The organism is Micromonospora palomenae, from assembly GCF_007829925.1.
Lineage (GTDB): Bacteria > Actinomycetota > Actinomycetes > Mycobacteriales > Micromonosporaceae > Micromonospora > Micromonospora purpureochromogenes.
In genome coordinates this window covers 726811-747127 of the sequence record NZ_VIXA01000001.1, presented here as the reverse complement: position 1 = coordinate 747127, position 20317 = coordinate 726811, and the positions used below count along the sequence as shown (strand labels likewise).

Genomic DNA, 20317 nt, shown 5'->3' with positions numbered 1-20317 from the left:
CAGTGACCGCGGCGGCATCGGGGGTCACGACCAGCTGTCCAGCGTGTCGCGCATCCGGTGCGCGAACCGCTCGCCGGCGGCGGTCAGCGCACCGAGGTCGAGCAGCGCGTCGAGGGCGCCGTCGGTCCAGTCGCGGTAGCGGCGGAAGGTGGTCGCCGCCGCTCCGCCGGGCCGGCGACGCCACACGTCGGCGACGGCCAGGTGGGCGTACGTGCCGTGCAGGACGCCCTCCACCGGTCGCGGGTCCGCCCGCCAGGGCACGGTCAGCCGGCGCCGGTCGTACCGGTCGAACAGGTCGCAGACGTCCAGCACCGCGTGCATCTTGAGGTGCTGGACCTCGTGCACCAGCAGCACCGCGAGCGCCGCGTCGTCGGGGACCGGCGCCACGGCCACCGCGCCGAAGGCGGCCCCGGCGGCGGCGCTGCGCTGCATCCCGCCCTCGTCGGCCCGCAGCGGCACCACCGCGCGCAGCAGCGTCCGCAGGCCCGGGGCGTACCCGCCGGCCTCGACGTCGACGCGGCGCAGCGCCCGGGTCAGCTGCCGGGTCCATCCGTCGGCGGTGGCCGCCGGCAGCCGGGCCGCGACCGGCAGCGCGAAACAGTCCCGGTACGGGTCGGTGTCCTCCAGCAGGACGTGGTGCCCGTCGGCGACCGCCGCCCGCACCGGCCGCCACCCGTCCGGGAGGTCCGGCCGGCCGGGCCGCACGGTGAGCCGGCGGCCGCCGGCCCGCGCGGTGAACCCCCCGTCGTGGACGGACAGGAGCACCGCCTCCTCGTCGGCATCGACGGCCAGCGCGCCGAGCGTGGGCAGGCTCAGCGCCCCGTCGCGGGCCGGCACGGTGAGCTCGGCGTCGGCTCCGGCGCGGATCGCGGCGGCGGCCGCCACGCACGCCAGGTACGCCAGGTCGGCGGTCGCGTCGTCGCGGCACTGCTGCGCCCAGCGACGGACGAACGGGTGCTCCAGCACGGCGCGGACGGCCTCGGGGGCGGTGAGGTCGAGGTCGACCAGCAGCTGCCAGCCGGCCGCGGCCCGCTCGTCGTGCGCCGCGCGGGGGCTGAGGTCGACCAGCAGCGCGCGGACCAGCCCGAGATGGACCGAGGCGAGGTGGCGGGCCGACTCCACGGTGCCGTAGCCGGTGCCGAGGTCGTCGAGCACCGTCGGGCTCAGCGCGTCGGTGGGCTGCCGCTGGGCGGGTACGTCGGCGGTCGTCATCGCGTGGATCAGTTCCTTGAGGTCTGCGCAGTAGGCCGAGGGATTGTCGAAGCCGGTGTCGGGGCGGTACCGGTGGGCGAAGAGCCCGCCGCCGCACTGCCGCACGACCTCGCACTCACGGCAGGTGGCGCAGAGGCCGGCGAGGCCGGTCTGCCGGATGGCGATCATGGGGTGGGCGGCGGCGTCGTCGACCCGGTGGCGGAAGATGTCCAGCCCGGTGGCCGGGGCGCCGTCGTAGGCCGACTTGAGGGAGTCGACCTGCTCGAAGGTCCCGTCCGTCTCGATGACGACCAGGTCGGCGAAGCCCAGCCCGACCGCCTCGGTGCGGGTGGCCCCGCCGGACGCGGTGGAGAGCAGGGATTCCAGCAGCCGGATCGGCACCGGCCGCCCGTCGGCCAGCCACCGCCGGTGGATCGCCAGCAGCCAGTCGGCGTACGGGGTGGGCACCCCCTCGGGGCGCGCCGGCGGGCGCTCCCAGTTGGCGTGCGGGAGCAGGAAGTCGATCTGCGGCGGCTCCTGGGCCAGCAGCGCCTCGTAGACCGCGACCGGGTCGTTGGCCAGGTCGATGGTGCACAGGATGCCGGCGTAGCTGGACCGGTATTCGGGGCGGCGCAGCAGCGCCAGCCCGCGCAGCACGGCGGCGTGGCTGCTCTGGCCGCTGGCGTAGCGGCGGTGCAGGTCGTTGGCCGCCAGGTCGCCGTCGAGCGAGATGCCGACCTTCACGTCGTACGCGACGAGCACCTCGCAGATGCGCGGCGTGAGCAGCACGCCGTTGGACTGCATCCGCAGGTCGAGCCGCGCCACCGGGTCGATCCGGCGGCGCAGCTCGGCGGCGGCGGCGGCCAGCCCGCCCGCGCCGGCCAGCAGCGGCTCGCCGCCGTGCAGCACGACGCGGACGGTGTCGAGCCCGTGCGCGACGGCGTGTTCGGCGATCCGGCGCGCCGCCTGTTCCAGTGTGGACGCCGCCATCACGTGGGGCTGGTGGCGCCAGGACTGGTCGGGATGCTGGTAGACGTAGCAGTGGTCGCAGGCGAGGTCGCAGCGGCTGGTCAGCTTGAGCACGTACTGACTCAGCGGGCTGACCCGGCCCGGCGGCTTCCTGCCCGGCCCGCCAGCGTCAGATCGAAGAGCCGAAGCCTGCGACATCGACGCCGGTCGGGCGGTCGACCCTGCGGTCGTGGACACGGGCGACGGCACGCGCCCGGGAGAGGGAGATCTGGCCGAGCGGTGTGTGCCGCAGGTCGTCCAGTGGCGGCGGGCTCGGGGTCGGGGTCGGGTCGGGACGGACTGCGATGCGATCCACGTCGGTTCCCCCATATGCGGTTGATGGCCGGTCGACATCCACGGTCGACGACACCATCGAAGATAATATATTGCACTCGCTGTGATGTCACTGCTGCGCTGTGCCATCTTCTTCGATCATCTTCGCCATCCAGCCCTCGTTGGAGAGCGAGATGATCCGCTCGGCCTCGGCGACGAACGCGTCGTCGCCGGTCCAGCCGTGCCCGGTCTCGCGGGTCACGCACAGCCGGGTCAGCTGGTCGGCCGTCCGGGCGAACTCGATCTGCTGGGCCTCGTACTGCTGCGCGGCCCCGTAGCCGACCAGGGCGGTCGTCACGGTCGCCGCGACCCCCAGCCACGCGGTCAGGCCCAGCCCGTCGCCGAGCACCCCGACGGTCGCGGCGAGCAGGGCGCTGGCCACGGTCACCGCCGTCGCGGCCCACCGGACGCGCGCGGCCAGCCGGGCCATCCGCCGCGCCATCGGCGTGTAGTAGCCGGTCACCTGCCCCCGCACCCGGGCGGTGAGATAGCTCGGCACGTCCTGGACGTCGGGCAGCGGCCGGGCGACCGGCGCGAGGCCGACGGTCCGCCCGACCAGGTCACCCGAGTCGTCGAGCAGGGTGTCGGCGCGCCGCAGCAGCACCCGGTCGCGGTCGGCGCCGGCGAACGGCGCCACCCCGGCCAGGTAGCGGTGGACGTCGGCCTTCAACGCCTCGGAGACCGACCGCAGCCGGGTCCACGCGTGCACCGTGTCCCGCGAGGTCCACCGCGCGGCCACCGGCACCAGCAGCAACGCGGCGGCGGCGAGGATGGCCAGCGCCCGGCCGGCCGTCCGGTGCGGCTCGCCGAGCTGGGTGGCGAGGGAGCCGGCGACGGCGGCGCCGATGGTGAGGCCGGCGACCGTACGCCGCGCGCGCACGACGCGCCGTTTCTCGGCCACCGCGGCCTGCGACCAGACACTCTGCCGCTGCCAGACCATCGTGACCGCCGCCGACGCATCGAAGTTCGCCACGCCCGCATGGTAGGTCAACCGCGCCCACGGCCCCCGGACGCCGGGCGGCGGACGGGGCTAGCCGCGGGTCAACCGCTCGAGGTGCTCCGCCTCCCGGGGCGACGGCTCACTCGGCCCGCTCAGCCGCAGCCGCCACCGGGTCGTCCCGCCGTCGGGGCCGCGCAGCTCGCCGCGCGCCAGGGCACGGTCGATGTCCTGCCGCACCCGCTCCTCCAGGTGCGGTTCGGTGGCGAAGAGGATGTGCAGGCGTACCTCGTCGCCGGACCGCTCGGCCCGGGTGTGGTGGGACGCGACCGGACAGGGCGGCTCGTGTTCCCAGTGGCCGCACAGGGCCGTGGTGATGGCCGCTCCGGGCGCGCCCGGATCGGCGTCCGGCGCCATGTCGAGAACCGCCTGGTGAGCGAACCCCTGCCGCATGGCCACATTGTGCCCCTGCGGGACGTCTCCTTCCGGGCGGACCGGATCGCGTCGGCGTCGGCGCCCACCGGGCGGACGGCCGCACCTGCAGATGCGGCCGTCCAACCGCCACCACCCTCGGGTACGCGAGGCAGGTCGCCGCTTCCGCCACGCAGACGCGAGCCGCTAGGGTGACCCGGTGACCGTGTTCCGGATCAGCGAGGCCGCCGAGCTGTTGGGCGTCAGCACCGACACCGTGCGGCGCTGGGTGGACGCCGGACGCCTGCCGGCGACCCGGGACGAGCACGGCCACCGGCTGGTCGACGGCGTCGAGCTGGCCGGCTTCGTCCGGGCCCAGGCCGCCGAGCCGGACGGGCGCGCCGAGTTCTCCTCGGCCCGCAACCGGCTGCGCGGGATCGTCACCGCCGTCGTCCGGGACACGGTGATGGCGCAGGTCGACATCCAGGCCGGCCCGTTCCGGGTGGTCTCGCTGATGAGCCGCGAGGCGGTCGACGAGCTGGGCCTGACGGTCGGCTCGGTCGCGGTCGCCGTGATCAAGTCCACCACGGTCGTGGTCGAGCGGGCCGCGTCGCTGCGCGGGAGGAACAGCTGATGACGAGGATCCGCGCCGCGCTGGCCGTCCTGCCGATGGTGGCCACGCTCGGCCTGGCCGGCTGCGGCGGCGACGCCGGCGACGGCGACACGAGCGGGGTCACCGGCACGGTGACCGTCTTCGCCGCCGCGTCGCTGACCGAGTCCTTCACCACGCTGGGCAGGCAGTTCGAGGACGCGCACCCGGGCGTGCGGGTCACCTTCAACTTCGCCGGCAGCTCCGCCCTGGCCACCCAGATCACCCAGGGCGCCCCGGCGGACGTGTTCGCCTCGGCCGCCCCGAGGAACATGGCCACCGTCACCGACGCGGGCGCCGCCGTCGGCTCGCCCACCGTCTTCGCCCGCAACCAGCTCGTCATCGCCGTGCCCAAGGGCAACCCCGCCGGGGTCGGCGGGTTGACCGACCTGTCCAGGCCGGGCGTCAAGGTGGCGCTCTGCGCCGAGCAGGTGCCCTGCGGCGCGGCCGCCACCAGGGTGCTCGGCGCGGCGGGCGTGCAGCTGACACCGGTGACGCTGGAGCAGGACGTCAAGGGCGCGCTGTCCAAGGTGACCCTCGGCGAGGTCGACGCCGCGCTGGTCTACCGCACCGACGTCAGGTCCGCCGCCGCGAAGGTGGACGGGGTCGAGTTCCCCGAGTCCGCCCACGCGGTCAACGACTACCCCGTGGTGGTGCTGAAGGACGCGCCGAACCCGACCGCCGCGCGCGCCTTCGTCGACCACGTCCGCTCCGACCAGGGCCGGGCCGTGCTCACCGACGCCGGCTTCCAGCCGCCCACCGGGTCGTGACCGCCGCACCGGAGGCCACCGCGCCGCGTACCCGGCGGCGGCCCGGCAGGCGGGTGCCGGTCGCGCTGCTCGTACCCGCCGGGCTGGGGCTGCTCTTCCTGGTGCTGCCGCTGGCCGGGCTGCTGGCGCGTACCCCGTGGGCGACGCTGCCGCAGCGGCTGACCGCGCCGGGCGTGCTCACCGCGCTACGGCTGTCGGTGCAGTGCGCCACCCTGGCCACCCTGCTCTGCCTGGCCTGCGGCGTACCCCTGGCGTGGCTGCTGGCGCGGGTGGAGTTTCCCGGCCGCCGAGTGGTGCGGGCCCTGGTCACCGTGCCGCTGGTGCTGCCCCCGGTGGTCGGCGGCGTGGCGTTGCTGCTGGTGTTCGGCCGCAACGGGCTGCTCGGGCGGTGGCTGGACGGCGCCTTCGGCCTCACCCTGCCGTTCACCACCACCGGCGTGGTGCTCGCCGAGGCGTTCGTGGCGATGCCGTTCCTGATCATCGCCGTCGAGGGCGCGCTGCGTGGCGCGGACAGCCGCTACGAGGAGGCGGCGGCCACCCTCGGCGCGGGCCGGTGGACCACCTTCACCCACGTCACCCTGCCGCTGATCGCTCCCGGCGTGGCCGCCGGCGCGGTGCTCTGCTGGGCCCGGGCGCTGGGCGAGTTCGGGGCGACGATCACCTTCGCCGGCAACTATCCCGGCCGCACCCAGACCATGCCGCTCGCCGTCTACCTGGCCCTCGAGACCGACCTGGACGCGGCGATCGTACTCAGCCTGATCCTGCTCACCGTCTCGGTGGCGATCCTCGCCGGCCTGCGCGACCGCTGGATCACCAGCCCGTGAGCGCCCCGCTGCTGGACAGCCACCTGGTCGTCGACCGGGGCGCCTTCCGACTCGACGTCCGGCTGACCGTCGGCGCCGGCGAGGTGGTCGCGCTGCTCGGCCCGAACGGCGCCGGCAAGACCACCGCCCTGCGCGCCCTCGCCGGGCTCCAGCCGCTCACCGCCGGTCACCTCCTGCTCGACGGCGTCGACCTGGACCGGCCCGACCGGGCCCGCTGGATCCCGCCCGAGCGGCGCCGGGTCGGCGTGGTGTTCCAGGACTACCTGCTCTTCCCGCACCTGAGCGCGCTGGACAACGTCGCGTTCGGCCCCCGCCGGCAGGGCCTCGACCGGCGGGCCGCCCGCGTGCAGGCGGCCGGCTGGCTGGACCGGGTCGGGCTGTCCGGGCACGCCCGCAGCCGGCCGCGGCAGCTCTCCGGCGGACAGGCCCAGCGGGTCGCCCTGGCCCGCGCGCTCGCCGTACGCCCGCGGTTGCTCCTGCTCGACGAGCCGCTGGCGGCGCTGGACGCCCGGACCCGCCTGGACACCCGGGCCCACCTGCACCGGCACCTGGCCGACCACGACGGCGCGACGCTGCTGGTCACCCACGATCCGCTGGACGCGCTCGCCCTGGCCGACCGGCTGGTCATCGTCGAGGACGGCCGGGTGGTGCAGGAGGGGGACGCCGCCACCGTCACCGCCCGGCCGCGCACCGACTACGTCGCCCGCCTCGTCGGGCTGAACCTCTACCGGGGCCACGCCGACGGGCACCGGGTACGCCTCGGCGACGGCTTCGCCCTGGCCACCGCCGACCGGCTGGACGGCGACGCCTTCGTGGTCTTCCGACCCGCCGCCGTGGCGCTGCACCCGCGGCAGCCCGACGGCAGCCCCCGCAACACCTGGCCGGCCACGGTCGCCGGGGTGCAGCGGCACGGGGACAACCTGCGGGTGCAGCTCGCCGGCCCGGTCGCGGCCGCCGCCGACGTCACCCCGGCCGCCGCCGCCCAGCTTCGACTGGAGCCCGGGCAGCGGGTGTGGGCGGCGGTCAAGGCCAGCGAGACCCGGGCGTACCCGGCCGGGCCGGCGGAGCCGGACGGCTAGCTTCACTGAAGTTCGCAGGTCCCCGGTATCGAGGCCCAACCGGCCTCGCCGGTGTCGGTGTGACCACCAGAGACAATAACGCTGCGTAAGGGCCAAGACGGCCTGCGCCTGCGCGTGGCCGTGCGCGGATCTGCCGAGATTGGTGCATCAGGATATGCGAGGGATGTGGCACATTTCGAGGCTTCGACAATTCGTCGCTCGCTTGTTGGAGACGGCCGTCCCGGCATGCACCCAGCGCGACGGGTGCGCGTCCGGCCTGCAGCACTGGGCAAACGGGATAAATGGCTTGCACCGGCGCCGGTCCGAGAGCTTGACTGCTCGCCATGCCTTCCCCCTCACCGATCTTCGTTGCGGGTACGGGTCGTTCGGGAACGTCACGGATCGCCGACATCATCGGCGAACATCCGCTGATCCATCGGATTCCCATGGAGACCCGGTTTCTCATCGACCCGGGTGGCCTGCGGGACCTGGCCGACGCGCTCACCGATCGATACGACCCCACCGTCGGTGAGGACGCCCTGCACCGGCTGAGCGACTTCCTCACCGTGCGGGTGCCCGGCCGGCGCGACGATCGCGGCAAAACCGTTCCCGAGCTGGTCGGCGAGCGCCGCTACCGGGACGCGGTGCAACAGCTCTGGCCGCAGCTGGTCGCGTACACATACGACGAACCTGCGCCCGCGGAAGGCTTCGGGAACGCCGACCGGCCTGCCGGGCCGTTCGAGCCGCTGAGCCGCCGGCGGGTACTTCCCAGGTATTTCAGCGACCGGGGCGAACTGCTCGGAATCTTGCGGGGCCTGATCGACACCATGTTCGGCGGAGCAGCCGCTGACGCGGGCAAGCCGACCTGGTGCGAGAAGACACCGTTCAACCTGCTGTGCATGGACTTCCTCTGGGAACTGGTCCCCGAAGCGACCATCGTGCACATCAAGCGCCACCCGGTCTCAGTGCTCGCATCCCACCTGGCCCAGCCATGGGCACCGCCCACCGTCGACGGCGCGCTCGCCTACCTCAAACCGGTCTACCACCGATGGCTCACCTGGAAGAACACGGTCGACCTGACGGGCAGGCGATACATCGAGGTGAAAGCAGAAGATCTCGCAGCCGACTGGCCCGAGCAGCGCCGCGCCCTGTTCGAACGGCTCGACGTCGACGACTTCGCTACCCCTTCGACGTTTCAGTCGCACAAGCTGACGAACCGCAACGACCAATTCGACGACGAAACCCGCGAGTTCATCGAAGAAGCACTCGGCAAGGTCATCCCGGCCATGGGATATGAGTGACGGCTCTGGCTCTCCACCTCGAAGACGCCGCGTCGCGCCCTCGAACGCCCGGTAGAAGGAAGCTGCCATGGAGGCGGCCGCAGGGGCGATCGGACCGTGGTCGGCGCCCCAGCTCGCCGGCCCCGCCCCTCAGTGCTCGGTACCGGGACAAAAATGGGTGGCCTCGCCAGCCCGTCCCGCCCTACCTTGTAACTGGATCTTCTGCTCCGACCCACTCACGAGAGGACTTCACCCCGCGTGACGCCGCCTGCTCTTTAGACCTGACACCTTCCCCATGCATCGGTCGCCGACGTCGCCGTCGGCCTTTTTCCCATGCCTCCCGTCAGGTCTTCAGAGAGATCATGTCTACGCGTCCTCATATCGTTCTGTCCTGGACCGTTCGGCGCACCCGCCTTCCCCTGCTCGCGCTCGGCTGCGTCCATTGCCATTCCGGCCTCGCCAGCACCGGCGACGGGAAGTTCCGCGGCAAACTCCTCGACATCTGGCTCCCGGTCGCCTGCGTTTCCTGCGACCGCACCAGCAAAATCACCGTGCACGATCGCGTCCCGGTCCGGTACCTGGACCCGATCCGTCTAAAGGGCTGCTCCGGCAACTCCTTCGCCGCTGAATCGCAGAACCCACCGGGACTACTCGTTCATCCTGCTATGAGCCGCCGCCGTGGGCCTGAGCCGGGGCGAGAGGCAAGGTGGCCTTGCCCCGGACTACATCACGCGGCGGTCCGCGCGGGGTCGCTCATGACCGGGCGCGAACGAAGGTCAGGGTCGGCCCGATACCGACGACAAAGGTGAACGCCCGGGTGCATACATCCGGACGTGCCGATGGGCGCACGCTCGCCGCGATGGGCGCTGCCGCTCCACTGGGTGCTCAGTGGTTGCGGGATCCGACCAGGCCCGGGGATTGGGCTTCGCCCCGCGCCCGATCCCCGGGGTCGGCGCAGCCGTTAACCTCACCGTCATGGCGAGCGCCGAATTGGATGAGTTGATCGTCGCGGACGCCGACGCGCTGCGCGCGTGGTTGTCGGCCAACCACGCCACGTCGCCCGGCGTCTGGCTCGCCCTGACCAAGAAGGGCGGCACAGTCACGACGCTGACCTGGCAGCAGGCGGTCGACGAGGCCCTGTGTTTCGGCTGGATCGACGGGCAGGCCCGTAAACGGGATCAGGAAACCTCCTGGATCCGGTTCACCCCTCGCAGGCCCCGCAGTTCCTGGTCACAACGCAACGTCGCCCACGTGGCCCGGCTCGAGGCGCAGGGGCGAATGCTGCCCCCAGGCCGCGCCGCGGTAGAAGCCGCGAAGGCGGACGGGCGGTGGGCGGCCGCCTACGCCCCGCCGTCGGAAGCCGAGGTACCGGCCGACCTCCTCGCCGCCATCGCCGCCGACCCCGCCGCCCAGGCCATGTTCGACGTACTCACCAAAACCAACCGGTTCGCCCTCATCCACCGCGTCAACGCCGTCAAACGGGCGCAGACCCGCGAGCGGAAGATCGGCGAGTTCGTTGCCATGCTGGCCCGTCACGAGACGATCTACCCGCAGAAGGCCAAGCCTCCGAACTCACACGGGTGATCGCCTGCTCGACGGTGGAACCAGTCACGGCGCCAGGAGCGCTCGGACGGATTCCCTGGTTCGGAAGGGACGCACCTCGGCCGTGCCGGGGCACGCTTTCGACCCCTCGGCGGTGAAGGCCGGCTTCTTGCCCGGCTTGATCCGGATCTACCGCCGACAGCCGGCTCGGTTCAGTCGACATGGCCGTCCGCCTTCGGCTCGAAGACGTCCGGGACGCCGTCGTGGTCCTCGTCGAGCGTCTCGATCTCGTGCACCCGCCGGTAGACCCGGGTGCGGGCGCGCAGGATCACCGTCGCCAGCAGCGCGGAGAGCAGCGACCCGGTGAGCACCGCGACCTTGACGTGGTCGTCACGCGCGCTGCCCAGGCCGAAGGCCAGCTCGCCGATCAGCAGCGACACGGTGAACCCGATCCCGCCGAGCAGCGCCAGGCCGAGCACGTCGACCCAGTTCAGCCCCTCGTCGAGGTTGGCCCGGGTGAACCGGGACACCAGCCAGGTGGCGGCCAGGATGCCCACCGGCTTGCCGACCACCAGGCCGACCACGATGCCGGCCGCGACCCGGTCGGTCAGCGCGGTGGCCAGCCCGGCCAGGCCGCCGACCGTGACACCGGCGGAGAGGAACGCGAAGATCGGCACCGCCACCCCGGCGGAGATCGGCCGGAACCGGTGCTCGAAGTGCTCGGCCAGGCCCGGCCCGGCGTCCGGCCCGCCGGCGGCCTCGCTGCGCAGCACCGGGACGGTGAAGGCGAGCAGCACGCCCGCCACCGTGGCGTGCACCCCCGAGGCGTGCACCAGCGTCCAGGTCACGGCGGCCAGCGGCAGCAGCAGCCACCAGGACCGGACCCGGCGCTGCACCAGCACGGCGAAGAGCGCGAGCGGCACCAGGGCGGCCAGCAGCGGCGGCACGGCGAGGCTGGAGGTGTAGAAGACGGCGATGATGACGATGGCGAGCAGGTCGTCGACGACCGCCAGGGTGAGCAGGAAGGTACGCAGCGCCGAGGGCAGCAGCCGTCCCACCACCGCGAGCACCGCCAGGGCGAATGCGATGTCGGTGGCCGTCGGGATTGCCCACCCCCGGGCGCCGTCGACCCCGGCGATGAGGACGAACAGCACGGCGGGTACGGCCACCCCGCCGACCGCCGCCGCCACCGGCACCGCGGCCCGGCGCGGGTCGCGCAGGTCGCCGGCGACGAACTCGCGCTTGAGTTCCAGCCCGGCGACGAAGAAGAAGATCGCCAGCAGCCCGTCGGCGGCCCAGGTGGCGAGGGTGAGATCGAGGTGCAGCGACGCCGGGCCGACGGTGAGGTCACGCAGCGCCCGGTAGCCGTCCGCCCAGGGTGAGTTCGACCAGAGCAGCGCGAGCAGCGCCCCGACGAGCAGGAGCGCCCCGCCCACGGTCTCCTTGCGCAGGATGGCGGAGATGCGGCTGGTCTCGCCCCAGGAGCGGCGGGCGAACAGGCTGGTACGGCGCCGGGGGGCGTCGGTCACGGGGTCTCCTCGTCGGCAGGGGTCGCGTCATCCATCGCCGACCAGACTTCCCGGCACACCAGGGCCAACCCTATCCCCCGCCCCCGGCCGACGGCCCGACGACCGGCGACGCGGACGCGCCGGCGGGCCGGTCCACGCGCGCCGGGTACCCCGTCGGCAGCGGCCCGAACCACGACGTCGCCGTGGACGCGGCGACGCCCGGCCGGTCGTCCGGCCGGGCGTCGTCACAGTGCCCGGGTGCTGGGGTCAGAGGCTGAGCTTCTGACCGGGGAAGATCAGCCCCGGGTCGGCGCCGACCACGCGCTTGTTGCGCTCGTACAGCGCCTGCCAGCCACCGGCCAGGTCCCGGGCGTCGGCGATCTGCGACAGGGTGTCACCCGGCCGCACCACGTACACGTCGCCGGTCCCGGCCGGCGCGCTGCGCCGCTGGCTGCGGGTGCTGTGCTGCTCCCGCGAGGACCGCTCGGTGGAGGTGGCCTTCGACGAGCCGGAGCGCCGCTGCTTCTGCGACTTCTCCGACTTCTCCGAGGGGGTGGAGTAGCTCTTGGTGGAGCCACCCTTCCGGCCGCAGGTCGGCCAGGCGCCGATGCCCTGACCGTCGAGCACCTTCTCGGCGATCGCGATCTGCTCGCCACGGCTGGCCAGGTCGGCGCGGGAGGCGTACTTCTTGCCGCCGTAGCCGGACCAGGTGCTCTGCGAGAACTGCAGGCCGCCGTAGTAGCCGTTGCCGGTGTTGATGTGCCAGTTGCCGCCGGACTCGCACTGGGCGATCGCGTCCCAGTTGACGCTGGCGGCGCTCGCCGGCGACGCCGGCGCCAGGACGGCGGCGACCCCGGTGACCGCACCGACGGCGAGCGTGCCGACGGCGATGCGGCGCGAGCTGACCCGTCGGTGACGGGCGGTGTATTCAGTTGCCATGTGGATTCCTCCACGCCGACGAGGTGAGCTGTCGGGTTCGGGCCGAGGAGCCCGGCCGCCCGTGGGCGGCTTCACCCCGAGGTGACGTGCACCGAGGAACGTGTGGGTCCCCCGCTCCATGCCCGCTGAAAAGGTCCCACCGGCCGGCGGCATGGATTAGGCGTTACCGGCCGTGGTGTCCGCGATCGCGAACACGAACGACGTTAGGAACTGTTTCGGGCGATTGCCCACCTCTTGTGAAGTTCTTCACCCGGCTGAGCGACGGCTTCGTCCTTCGAGTTGCGGGTTGGTCGGCGGTGCTCTACAAGGGCCGGTCGGGAACCTGTCAGGACTGGGCCGAAAGCCTCGCTCCGAGCGGCGGATCAGGTGCCGTCGTCTCGCCGTCTTCGCTGGTCAGGCGGCCTCGATCGGCGGCCCGCGCCGCCGGACGGTCAGCGTTGCCGCTGATTGGCGACTCATGTCTGGGCAGCCCGGCCGCCGACTCGGACGGTAGGGAGCAGAGCGCGGCCGCGGCGCCGACGGGTCGGACCCGCCGGATGCCGGGCGCCGTCGCCCTGGCCGGCACGGTCCGCCCCGGTTCGCGGCGGCCGACCATCCGCGAGAGGAAGGACGCTCCATGGACACCGTCAGCATCGACACCGACTACCTCGTCGCCACCTTGGACGAGGACGACGACCCGGAGAGCCTGGCCGGCGACGAGGTCGACTTCGACCTGGCCGCCGCGCTGGAAGAGGAGGAGTGAGATGGGCGTGCACCTGGCGCCCGCGCTGCGGGTGCTGCGCGAGGAGATAGACACCCGGTGGCCGCAGCGGGACCGCAAGTCCGACGGCTGGTTGGGCGACGCCAGTCACCAGGCGCGCCGCTCGGACCACAATCCGGACAGTGACGACCAGTCGGTCAACGCGGTGGACGTGGACGTCGACGGGATCGACCCGCTGCTGGTCGTCCGGCAGGCCGTCAGCCATCCGTCCACCCAGTACGTCATCTACGACCGGAAGATCTGGAGCCGTACCCGCAGCTTCCGGCCGGCCCGGTACACCGGGCCGAACCCGCACGACAAGCACCTGCACGTCAGCGTCAGCCACCAGCGGAGCCTGGAGGACAGCCGCCACCCGTGGGGCATCGCCACCGCCACGACGGCTCGGCTCGGCGACCGGGTGCTGCGCGCCGGCTGCCGGGGCGGCGACGTCCGGGAGTTGCAGGCCGTCGCCAACCGCCTCGGGGCCCGGCTGACGGCCGACGGGGTGTTCGGGCCGGCCGTGGCCGCCTGGGTACGGTCGTTCCAGACCGCCCGGAAGCTCACCGCCGACGGGGTGGTCGGTCCGCGTACCGTGGCGGCCCTGCGCGCGGCCGTCAAGCCGGCCCCTTCGGTGCCCAGCGGGCGACCGGCGACGCCGGTGTCCGGGGGCAGACCGGGCTCGCGGACGCTGCGGCGCGGCAGCAAGGGCGGGGACGTGGCCTTCGTACAGCGGTTCGTCGGCGCGAAGCGGTGCGGCCCCGCGAGCGGCGCCTTCGACGCGAAGACCGAGGCCGGGGTGCGCTGGTACCAGGGCATGCGGGGGCTGACCGTGGACGGGGTGGTCGGCCCGGCCACCTGGGCGGCGATGGGCGTGCGGGTCGGTTCCTGAGCAGGCGGCCCCGGCCCGGCGCTGCACCGGGCCGGGGCCGTCGTCGCGTCAGAGGGTGCGGGCCAGCCGGTCGGCGAGGACCCGGGCAAACCGGGCCGGGTCGGCCAGGTCGCCGCCCTCGGCGAGCAGCGCCATGCCGTACAGCAGCTCGGCGGTCTCGGTGAGGGCACCCTCGTCGCCGCCGCGCTCGTGCGCCGCGCGCAGGCCGGTGACCAGTGGGTGGGTCGGGTTGAGTTCGAGGATGCGCTTCACCTTCGGCACCTCCTGCCCCATCGCGCGGTACATCTTCTCCAGCGTGGGCGTGATGTCGTGCGCGTCGCCGACGATGCAGGCCGGCGAGGTGGTCAGGCGGGAGGAGAGCCGGACCTCCTTGACGTTGTCGGCCAGCGCGCCGCCGAGGAAGGCGAGCAGGGCGGCGTACTCCTTGGTCTGCCGCTCCCGTTCCGTTTCGGCCTCCTCGCGCTCCTGCTCGGTGTCCAGGTCCACCTGGCCCTTGGCGATCGAGCGCAGCGGCCGGCCGTCGAACTGCGCGACCCGCTCCACCCACACCTCGTCGACCGGGTCGGTGAGCAGCAGCACCTCGTAGCCCTTGGCGCGGAAGGCCTCCATGTGCGGCGAGTTCTCCAGCATGGCCCGGGTCTCGCCGGTGGCGTAGTAGATCTCCTCCTGGCCGTCCTTCATCCGCTCGACGTACTCGCGCAGCGTGGTGGGCTCGGTGGCGTCGTGGGTGGAGGCGACCGAGACGATGTCGAGGATCGCCTGCTGGTTGTCCGGGTCCTCCAGCAGCCCCTCCTTGACCACCCGGCCGAACTCCGACCAGAAGGTCCGATACCGGTCGGCGTGCTCGGTGCGCATCTCCTTGACGGTGGCGAGCACCTTGCGGACCAGTCGGCGGCGCACGATCTGGATCTGCCGGTCCTGCTGGAGGATCTCCCGGGAGATGTTCAGCGACAGGTCGTGCGCATCCACCACGCCCTTGACGAAGCGCAGGTAGTTGGGCATGAGCGCGGCGCAGTCGTCCATCACGAACACCCGCTTGACGTACAGCTGCACCCCGCGCCGGCCGTCGGCCATGAACAGGTCGAACGGGGCGTGCGTGGGGATGAAGAGCAGCGCCTCGTACTCGAAGACGCCCTCACCCCGCATGTGGATGGTCTCCAGCGGGTCGGCCCAGTCGTGGCTGACGTGCCGGTAGAAGTCGCGGTACTCCTCCTCGGCGACCTCGTCGCGCGGCCGCGCCCAGAGCGCCTTCATCGAGTTGAGGGTGACCGGCTCGGCGTCCGGCGTGACGAGCCGGATCGGCCAGGCGATGAAGTCGGAGTACCGCTTGACGATCTCGCGGATCTTCCCGTGGTCGCTGTAGTCGGCGAGGTTGTCCTCGCTGTCGGCCGGCTTCAGGTGCACGGTGACCGAGGTGCCCTGCGGGGCGTCGTCGACCGTCTCCACGACATAGGTGCCCTCGCCGGTGGACTCCCAGCGGGTGCCCTCGGTCTGGCCGGCCCGACGGGTCAGCAGGGTCACGGTGTCGGCCACCATGAACGTCGAGTAGAAGCCGACGCCGAACTGGCCGATCAGGTCCTGAGCGGCCGCCTCCCGGGACTCCTTCAGCTTGCGCAGCAGCTCGGCCGTGCCCGAGCGGGCGATGGTGCCGATCAGGGAGACGACGTCCTCGCGGGACATGCCGATGCCGTTGTCGCGCACGGTGAGGGTGCGGGCCGCCGGGTCGGTCTCGATCTCGATGTGCAGGTCGGCGGTGTCGACGTCGAGGTCGCCGTCGACCAGCGACTCCAGCCGCAGCTTGTCCAGCGCGTCGGAGGCGTTGGAGACCAGCTCCCGCAGGAAGACGTCCTTGTGCGAGTAGATCGAGTGCACCATCAACTGCAGCAGTTGACGCGTCTCGGCCTGGAACTCCAACGTCTCGGTCCGGCTGCTCACACCAACCTCCTCATCGGCTCGTTTCGGTCCACGGGACAGGATCCGGGGAGAAGGATACGAGCCGTCGTGGTCGTCCGGTCACCGCCGGTCGCCACTGGGGCGGCGGGCCAGCAGGCACGCCTGCGGCGTGGATTCCAGCCGCCCGTCCACCCCCTGCGGCTCGCGGCACAGCCGGGCGTGCACGTCCAGCCCGGCAGCGTGCAGCAGCAGCGCCACCTCCTCGGGCCGGCGGCGATGGAAGGTGAGGGAGACCGGGCGCCCCCACATGTCGGTGCGGTGCATCGGCTCGTCGCCGACCTGGAAGGCCAGCAGCAGGTGCCCACCGGGAGCGAGGACCCGGTGAAACTCGGCGAAGGCGGCCGGCAGCCGGTCGTCGGGCAGGTGGATGACCGAGTACCAGGCGACCAGGCCGGCGAGCGCGCCGTCGGCCAGGTCGAGCTCCAGCATGGACCCCTCGGTGAAGCGCAGGTCGGGATACGCCCGTCGGGCCTGCGCGATCATGCCCGGCGACAGGTCCAGGCCGGCGGCGTCGAGCCCGAGGTCGTGCAGGTGCCGGGTGATCCGTCCGGGGCCGCAGCCCACCTCCAGCACCGGCCCGCCCCCGTCGGACAGCACCAGCTCGGCGAAGGCCGCCAGCATGGCCCGCTCGAGTGGCAGGGCGGCCAGCTCGCCGCGGATGAACTCGGTGTAGTCGGCGGCCATCGTGTCGTACGAGGTGCGGGTGGCGGTGAGAAAGTCCGGCTCGGTCACGACCGCCGACCCTACCGGCGGGCGGGTGGCGACCGGGTCCGGCTGGAGCTGCCGGCCGTACCCGCCGCGCCCCGCCGACCGGGGCGGTGCAGGCGGGTATTCTGCACCCGGTCCGCAGCCCACCCGCAGGAGGTCGTCGTGTCCAGGGACACGGAGCGCAAGCTCATCGCCTCCAACAAGAAGGCCCGGCACGACTACACCGTCCTGAAGACGTACGAGGCGGGAATCGTGCTGGCCGGCACCGAGGTGAAGTCGCTGCGGGAGGGGCGGGTGTCCCTGGTCGACGCCTTCGCCCAGGAACGCGACGGCGAGATCATGCTCTACGGCCTGCACATCGCCGAGTACGGCTACGGCACCTGGACCAACCACCAGCCCCGCCGGACCCGGAAGCTGCTGCTGCACCGGGTGGAGATCGCCCGGATCCTGGAGAAGCTGCGCGACGGGGGCGTGACGCTGGTGCCGCTGTCGATGTACTTCAGCAACGGCTGGGCCAAGGTCGAGCTGGGCCTGGCCCGCGGCCGCAAGTCGTACGACAAGCGGCAGGCGCTGGCCGAACGCGACGCCAACCGGGAGATCGCCCGCGAGCTGGGCCGCCGTCTCAAGGGCCGCCGCCCCGCCTGAGCCACCCGCAGGGCTCATCCCGACAACGTTCAACAAGACTTCTTGTACATCGCATCTTGTACGTCTAGCCTGTCCCCATGTCCGAGGACGACTCGACCCTGCACCTGACCGACCCGCGCGCCATGCGCGCGCTGGCCCACCCCACCCGCCTGCGGCTCCTCGGCGAGCTGCGGGTACGCGGCCCGCAGAGCGTCGGCATGCTCAGCGAGCTCGTCGACGAGGCCGTCGGGTCGGTCAGCTACCACCTCGGCAAGCTCGCCGAGCACGGCTTCATCCGGGAGGCGCCCGAGCACGCCCGCAACCGCCGGGAGCGGTGGTGGCGGGCGGCGCACGACCGCACCAACTGGGAACCGGTCGAGGTGCTGCACGACCCGGAGCGCAAGCTCGCCTCGGACCTGCTGCGCCGGGCCGCCTTCCAGCGCTACGTGGAGCGGTTCCAGGCCTACCTCGACAGCGAGGCCACCCTCGACCCGGAGTGGGTCCGCGGCACCACCAGCAGCGACCAGATCATGCACCTGACCCCCGACGAGCTGCTGGAGTTGCGTGGCGAGCTGGCGGAGCTGGGTGCCCGCTGGCGGGCCCGCAGCGACCCCGACCGGCCCGGCGCCCGCACCGTCACGCTGATCTGGCAGGCCTACCGGGGGCCGCAGTGAACGCCGCGCCACGCCGCTGGAGCCCGCTGCTCGGCCTGCTCATCGGCCACACGGTCTCGCTCACCGGCAACATGCTCACCTTCATCGCCCTGCCGCTCTACGTGCTGGCCGAGACCGGCTCACCGGCGGCGACCGGCCTGACCGGGGCGTTCGCCGCCGCACCGGTGGTGCTCGGCGGCGCCCTCGGCGGCGTGGTGGTCGACCGGATCGGCTACCGCCGGGCCAGCGTCGTGGCCGACCTGGTGTCCTGCGTGACGGTCGCCGCCATCCCGCTGCTCGACGCGACCGTCGGCCTGCCGTTCTGGGCGCTGCTCGCGCTGGTCTTCGCCAGTGGGCTGCTCGACACGCCCGGGCAGACCGCCCGGACCGCGCTGCTGCCCGAGGCGGCGACCGCCGCCCGGGTGCCGATCGAACGGGCGATCGGCTGGTTCGAGGCCACCGAACGTGGCTCCCGACTGCTCGGCGCGCCCGTGGCCGGACTGCTGGTCGCGGCCGTCGGCGCGCTGCCGGTGCTGGCCGTGGATGCCGCCACCTTCGCCGTCTCCGCGCTGGTGGTGGCGCTACTGGTGCCCCGCGGCATGCGTCCGGCCGAGGAGGCGCCGGAGGAGGCCGGCGGATACTGGCGGAACTTCGCCGCCGGGGTGCGGTTCCTGGTCCGGGAACCGCTGCTGCGCGCGGTGGTGCTGCTGGTGCTGATCACCAACTGCTTCGACGCGACGAAGAGCAGCGTCCTGCTGCCGGTGGTGGCGACCCGCGAGCTCGGCGGGGCCACCGCGTTCGGCCTGCTGGTCGGCGCGATGGGGGGCGGCGCGCTGGTCGGCTCGCTGCTGTTCAGCGCCGTCGGCCACCGGCTGCCCCGCCGCGCCACCTTCGTCACCACCTTCGCGGTCGCCGGCGGCCCACCCTTCTGGGCCCTGGCCGCCGCGCCGCCGCTGCCGGTGGTGGTCGCGATCTTCGCGGTCTCCGGTCTCGCCGCGGGTGCGATCAACCCGCTGATCGGCGCGGTCAAGCTGGAGCGGGTGCCCGCGCACATGCGGGCCCGGGTCTACGGGGTGGTGGGCGCGGGCGCCTGGGCCGCCATGCCGCTCGGCGCTCTCGGCGCCGGCCTGGCCGCCGACCGGTTCGGCACCACCGCCACCCTGGTCACGGTCGGCACCGCCTACGTCCTGGTCGTGCTCACCCCGCTGCTGGGCGGCCCGTGGCGCCGAATGGGCCGGCCGGCGACCGTAAAGGAGCGGCCCGCCGACCTGGCCAGCACACCCGGCTGAGCCCCCGGCCTGCCGGCGGGGGCCGGCGCGGGGGCGGTCAGCCGGCCAGCGCGACGCTGATCGCGCGGACCTGCTCCGGCGCGACAGACGTCCAGAACCGGCCGTCGTGACAGCCGGTGGAGATTCGTACCACCTCCGGGTCGGGCAGCCGGTCCCGCCAGGCGCGCACCGCCGGGGTGAACGGGTCGGCCGCGCCGATCGCCACCCGCAGCGGCAGCCCGGCGAACTCCCGCGCCCGGGCCAGGACGTCGTAGCGGTCCCACTCCCCCGCCGAGTCGTACGCGCCGGGGTTGACCGCGCGGGCGTCGGCGTAGGAGTGGAAGATCGCCGGGGACGTGGCGACGACGGCCCGGAACAGCTCGGGGCGGGTCAGCGCGCAGAGCAGCGCGCCGTAGCCGCCCATCGACCAGCCGGCCACCGCGACCCGGTCGGTGCGCAGCCCACGGCTGGCCAGCAGGGGCAGGAACTCCCCGGTCAGCATCGTCAACGGATCGTCGTCCGGATGCGGGTGCCAGTAGCCGTCACCGCCGTCCACGGCGGCCAGCACGAACGGGGCGGCGCCGGCCCGGACCGCCCCGGCGATGAACGCCGGATAGTCGCCGTTGCGCACCGCAGCCGCGGCGTCGCTGGCGTACCCGTGCAGGGCGAGGCAGACCGGCAGCCGCGCGCCCGGCGCGTACCCCGGCGGGTAGGACAGCGCGAAGGCGACCTCCCGGCGGCGCGCCGGCGAGCGGAAGGTGCCGCTCACCGACGGTCCCGGCGTGGCTCGCAGCTCCCGCGCCGGGTCGGCGGCGGCGCACCGGCCGAGGGCCTGGTTCAGCACGGACCGGCCGGGCAGCACCGCCGCGTCGACCAGGGCAGCTCCGCCGGCGCAGGTGGCGGCGGCGCCGAACGCGACGCCGAGCCAGGCGAGCGCGCGGCGTCGGGTGATCGGCATCGGGTCACGGTAGACGGCGGCGCTCGGGCGTGGGACCCGTGCGCGGCGGCCGGCTGCGCGCACCCCGCCGCTTGG

General features: G+C 73.4%; 21 protein-coding genes and 1 riboswitch. Of the genes, 12 read left to right on the top strand and 9 right to left on the bottom strand.

Features of this window, described 5'->3' with window-relative positions; translation table 11 throughout:
* Nucleotides 1-24 precede the first annotated feature (24 nt).
* From FHX75_RS03410 to FHX75_RS03395, 4 genes are read right to left on the bottom strand one after another with little or no spacing between them, the layout of a single operon-like run.
* Entirely contained in the window at nt 25-2358 is a 2334-nt protein-coding gene (locus FHX75_RS03410) for an FxsB family cyclophane-forming radical SAM/SPASM peptide maturase (protein ID WP_154936614.1), read from the bottom strand.
* Nucleotides 2330-2572: an FxSxx-COOH cyclophane-containing RiPP peptide gene (gene fxsA / locus FHX75_RS31415; protein ID WP_246157581.1), complete on the bottom strand. Its 243-nt coding sequence runs from the start codon at nt 2570-2572 to the stop codon at nt 2330-2332. The genes FHX75_RS03410 and fxsA overlap by 29 nt, the downstream gene beginning before the upstream one ends.
* 30 nt (nt 2573-2602) lie before the next feature.
* Complete coding sequence (locus FHX75_RS03400; RefSeq protein WP_154936613.1) at nt 2603-3505, bottom strand: DUF4231 domain-containing protein; 903 nt, start codon at nt 3503-3505, stop codon at nt 2603-2605.
* Nucleotides 3506-3562: 57 nt separating this feature from the next.
* Complete coding sequence (locus FHX75_RS03395) at nt 3563-3922, bottom strand: hypothetical protein (protein WP_154936612.1); 360 nt, start codon at nt 3920-3922, stop codon at nt 3563-3565.
* 178 nt (nt 3923-4100) lie between these two features.
* On the opposite strand from FHX75_RS03395, the gene FHX75_RS03390 reads away from it, so the two are divergent.
* From FHX75_RS03390 to FHX75_RS03355, 7 genes are all read left to right on the top strand, one after another.
* Nucleotides 4101-4514 (top strand): TOBE domain-containing protein, encoded by a 414-nt coding sequence (locus FHX75_RS03390; RefSeq protein WP_154936611.1) that lies wholly within the window; start codon nt 4101-4103, stop codon nt 4512-4514.
* Between the two features lie 8 nt (nt 4515-4522).
* Nucleotides 4523-5299 (top strand): molybdate ABC transporter substrate-binding protein, encoded by a 777-nt coding sequence (gene modA / locus FHX75_RS03385; RefSeq protein WP_425463484.1) that lies wholly within the window; start codon nt 4523-4525, stop codon nt 5297-5299.
* The gene (locus FHX75_RS03380; protein WP_154936609.1) at nt 5296-6123 is read left to right on the top strand and encodes an ABC transporter permease; all 828 of its coding nucleotides are present in this window, start codon (nt 5296-5298) and stop codon (nt 6121-6123) included. Before modA ends, FHX75_RS03380 begins: the two co-directional genes overlap by 4 nt.
* Nucleotides 6120-7202: an ABC transporter ATP-binding protein gene (locus FHX75_RS03375; protein ID WP_154936608.1), complete on the top strand. Its 1083-nt coding sequence runs from the start codon at nt 6120-6122 to the stop codon at nt 7200-7202. The genes FHX75_RS03380 and FHX75_RS03375 overlap by 4 nt, the downstream gene beginning before the upstream one ends.
* Nucleotides 7203-7525: 323 nt before the next feature.
* Nucleotides 7526-8482, top strand: a complete 957-nt coding sequence (locus tag FHX75_RS03365) for a sulfotransferase family protein (protein WP_246157580.1) — start codon at nt 7526-7528, stop codon at nt 8480-8482.
* Nucleotides 8483-8823: 341 nt separating this feature from the next.
* Nucleotides 8824-9270, top strand: coding sequence for a DUF1062 domain-containing protein (locus FHX75_RS03360; protein ID WP_154936605.1), 447 nt, complete (start codon nt 8824-8826; stop codon nt 9268-9270).
* A 166-nt stretch (nt 9271-9436) separates the two neighbouring features.
* Nucleotides 9437-10045, top strand: a complete 609-nt coding sequence (locus FHX75_RS03355) for a YdeI/OmpD-associated family protein (RefSeq protein ID WP_154936604.1) — start codon at nt 9437-9439, stop codon at nt 10043-10045.
* A 170-nt stretch (nt 10046-10215) separates the two neighbouring features.
* Here FHX75_RS03355 and nhaA read toward each other — a convergent pair whose 3' ends face one another.
* Nucleotides 10216-11532 carry a Na+/H+ antiporter NhaA gene (gene nhaA, locus FHX75_RS03350; RefSeq protein WP_154936603.1) on the bottom strand — a complete coding sequence of 439 codons (1317 nt, stop codon included), beginning with the start codon at nt 11530-11532 and terminating at the stop codon, nt 10216-10218.
* A 246-nt stretch (nt 11533-11778) separates the two neighbouring features.
* On the bottom strand, nt 11779-12450 hold the full coding sequence (locus FHX75_RS03345; RefSeq protein ID WP_154936602.1) for a LysM peptidoglycan-binding domain-containing protein: 672 nt from the start codon (nt 12448-12450) through the stop codon (nt 11779-11781).
* Nucleotides 12449-12623: riboswitch (cyclic di-AMP (ydaO/yuaA leader) on the bottom strand. (Overlaps the previous gene by 2 nt.)
* A 443-nt stretch (nt 12624-13066) precedes the next feature.
* Between FHX75_RS03345 and FHX75_RS31905 the strand changes: the two genes are divergently transcribed.
* On the top strand, nt 13067-13192 hold the full coding sequence (locus tag FHX75_RS31905) for a hypothetical protein (RefSeq protein ID WP_255540690.1): 126 nt from the start codon (nt 13067-13069) through the stop codon (nt 13190-13192).
* Nucleotide 13193: 1 nt separating this feature from the next.
* Nucleotides 13194-14078: a peptidoglycan-binding domain-containing protein gene (locus tag FHX75_RS03340; RefSeq protein ID WP_154936601.1), complete on the top strand. Its 885-nt coding sequence runs from the start codon at nt 13194-13196 to the stop codon at nt 14076-14078.
* A gap of 48 nt (nt 14079-14126) precedes the next feature.
* Here the strand turns inward: FHX75_RS03340 and htpG are convergent, their stop codons facing one another.
* Together htpG and FHX75_RS03330 are read right to left on the bottom strand one after the other, a co-directional pair.
* Nucleotides 14127-16013, bottom strand: coding sequence for a molecular chaperone HtpG (gene htpG / locus FHX75_RS03335; RefSeq protein WP_154936600.1), 1887 nt, complete (start codon nt 16011-16013; stop codon nt 14127-14129).
* A 78-nt stretch (nt 16014-16091) separates the two neighbouring features.
* A complete protein-coding gene (locus FHX75_RS03330; protein WP_154936599.1) occupies nt 16092-16763 on the bottom strand; it encodes a class I SAM-dependent DNA methyltransferase in 672 nt (223 codons plus the stop codon).
* A gap of 138 nt (nt 16764-16901) precedes the next feature.
* On the opposite strand from FHX75_RS03330, the gene smpB reads away from it, so the two are divergent.
* From smpB to FHX75_RS03315, 3 genes are all read left to right on the top strand, one after another.
* Nucleotides 16902-17384, top strand: coding sequence for an SsrA-binding protein SmpB (smpB, locus tag FHX75_RS03325; protein ID WP_088961840.1), 483 nt, complete (start codon nt 16902-16904; stop codon nt 17382-17384).
* Nucleotides 17385-17461: 77 nt separating this feature from the next.
* Nucleotides 17462-18037, top strand: a complete 576-nt coding sequence (locus FHX75_RS03320) for an ArsR/SmtB family transcription factor (protein ID WP_154936598.1) — start codon at nt 17462-17464, stop codon at nt 18035-18037.
* Complete coding sequence (locus tag FHX75_RS03315; RefSeq protein ID WP_246157578.1) at nt 18034-19305, top strand: MFS transporter; 1272 nt, start codon at nt 18034-18036, stop codon at nt 19303-19305. The genes FHX75_RS03320 and FHX75_RS03315 overlap by 4 nt, the downstream gene beginning before the upstream one ends.
* 37 nt (nt 19306-19342) lie before the next feature.
* On the opposite strand, the gene FHX75_RS03310 is transcribed toward FHX75_RS03315, so the two are convergent.
* Nucleotides 19343-20242, bottom strand: a complete 900-nt coding sequence (locus FHX75_RS03310; protein ID WP_154936597.1) for an alpha/beta hydrolase — start codon at nt 20240-20242, stop codon at nt 19343-19345.
* Nucleotides 20243-20317: the final 75 nt, after the last annotated feature.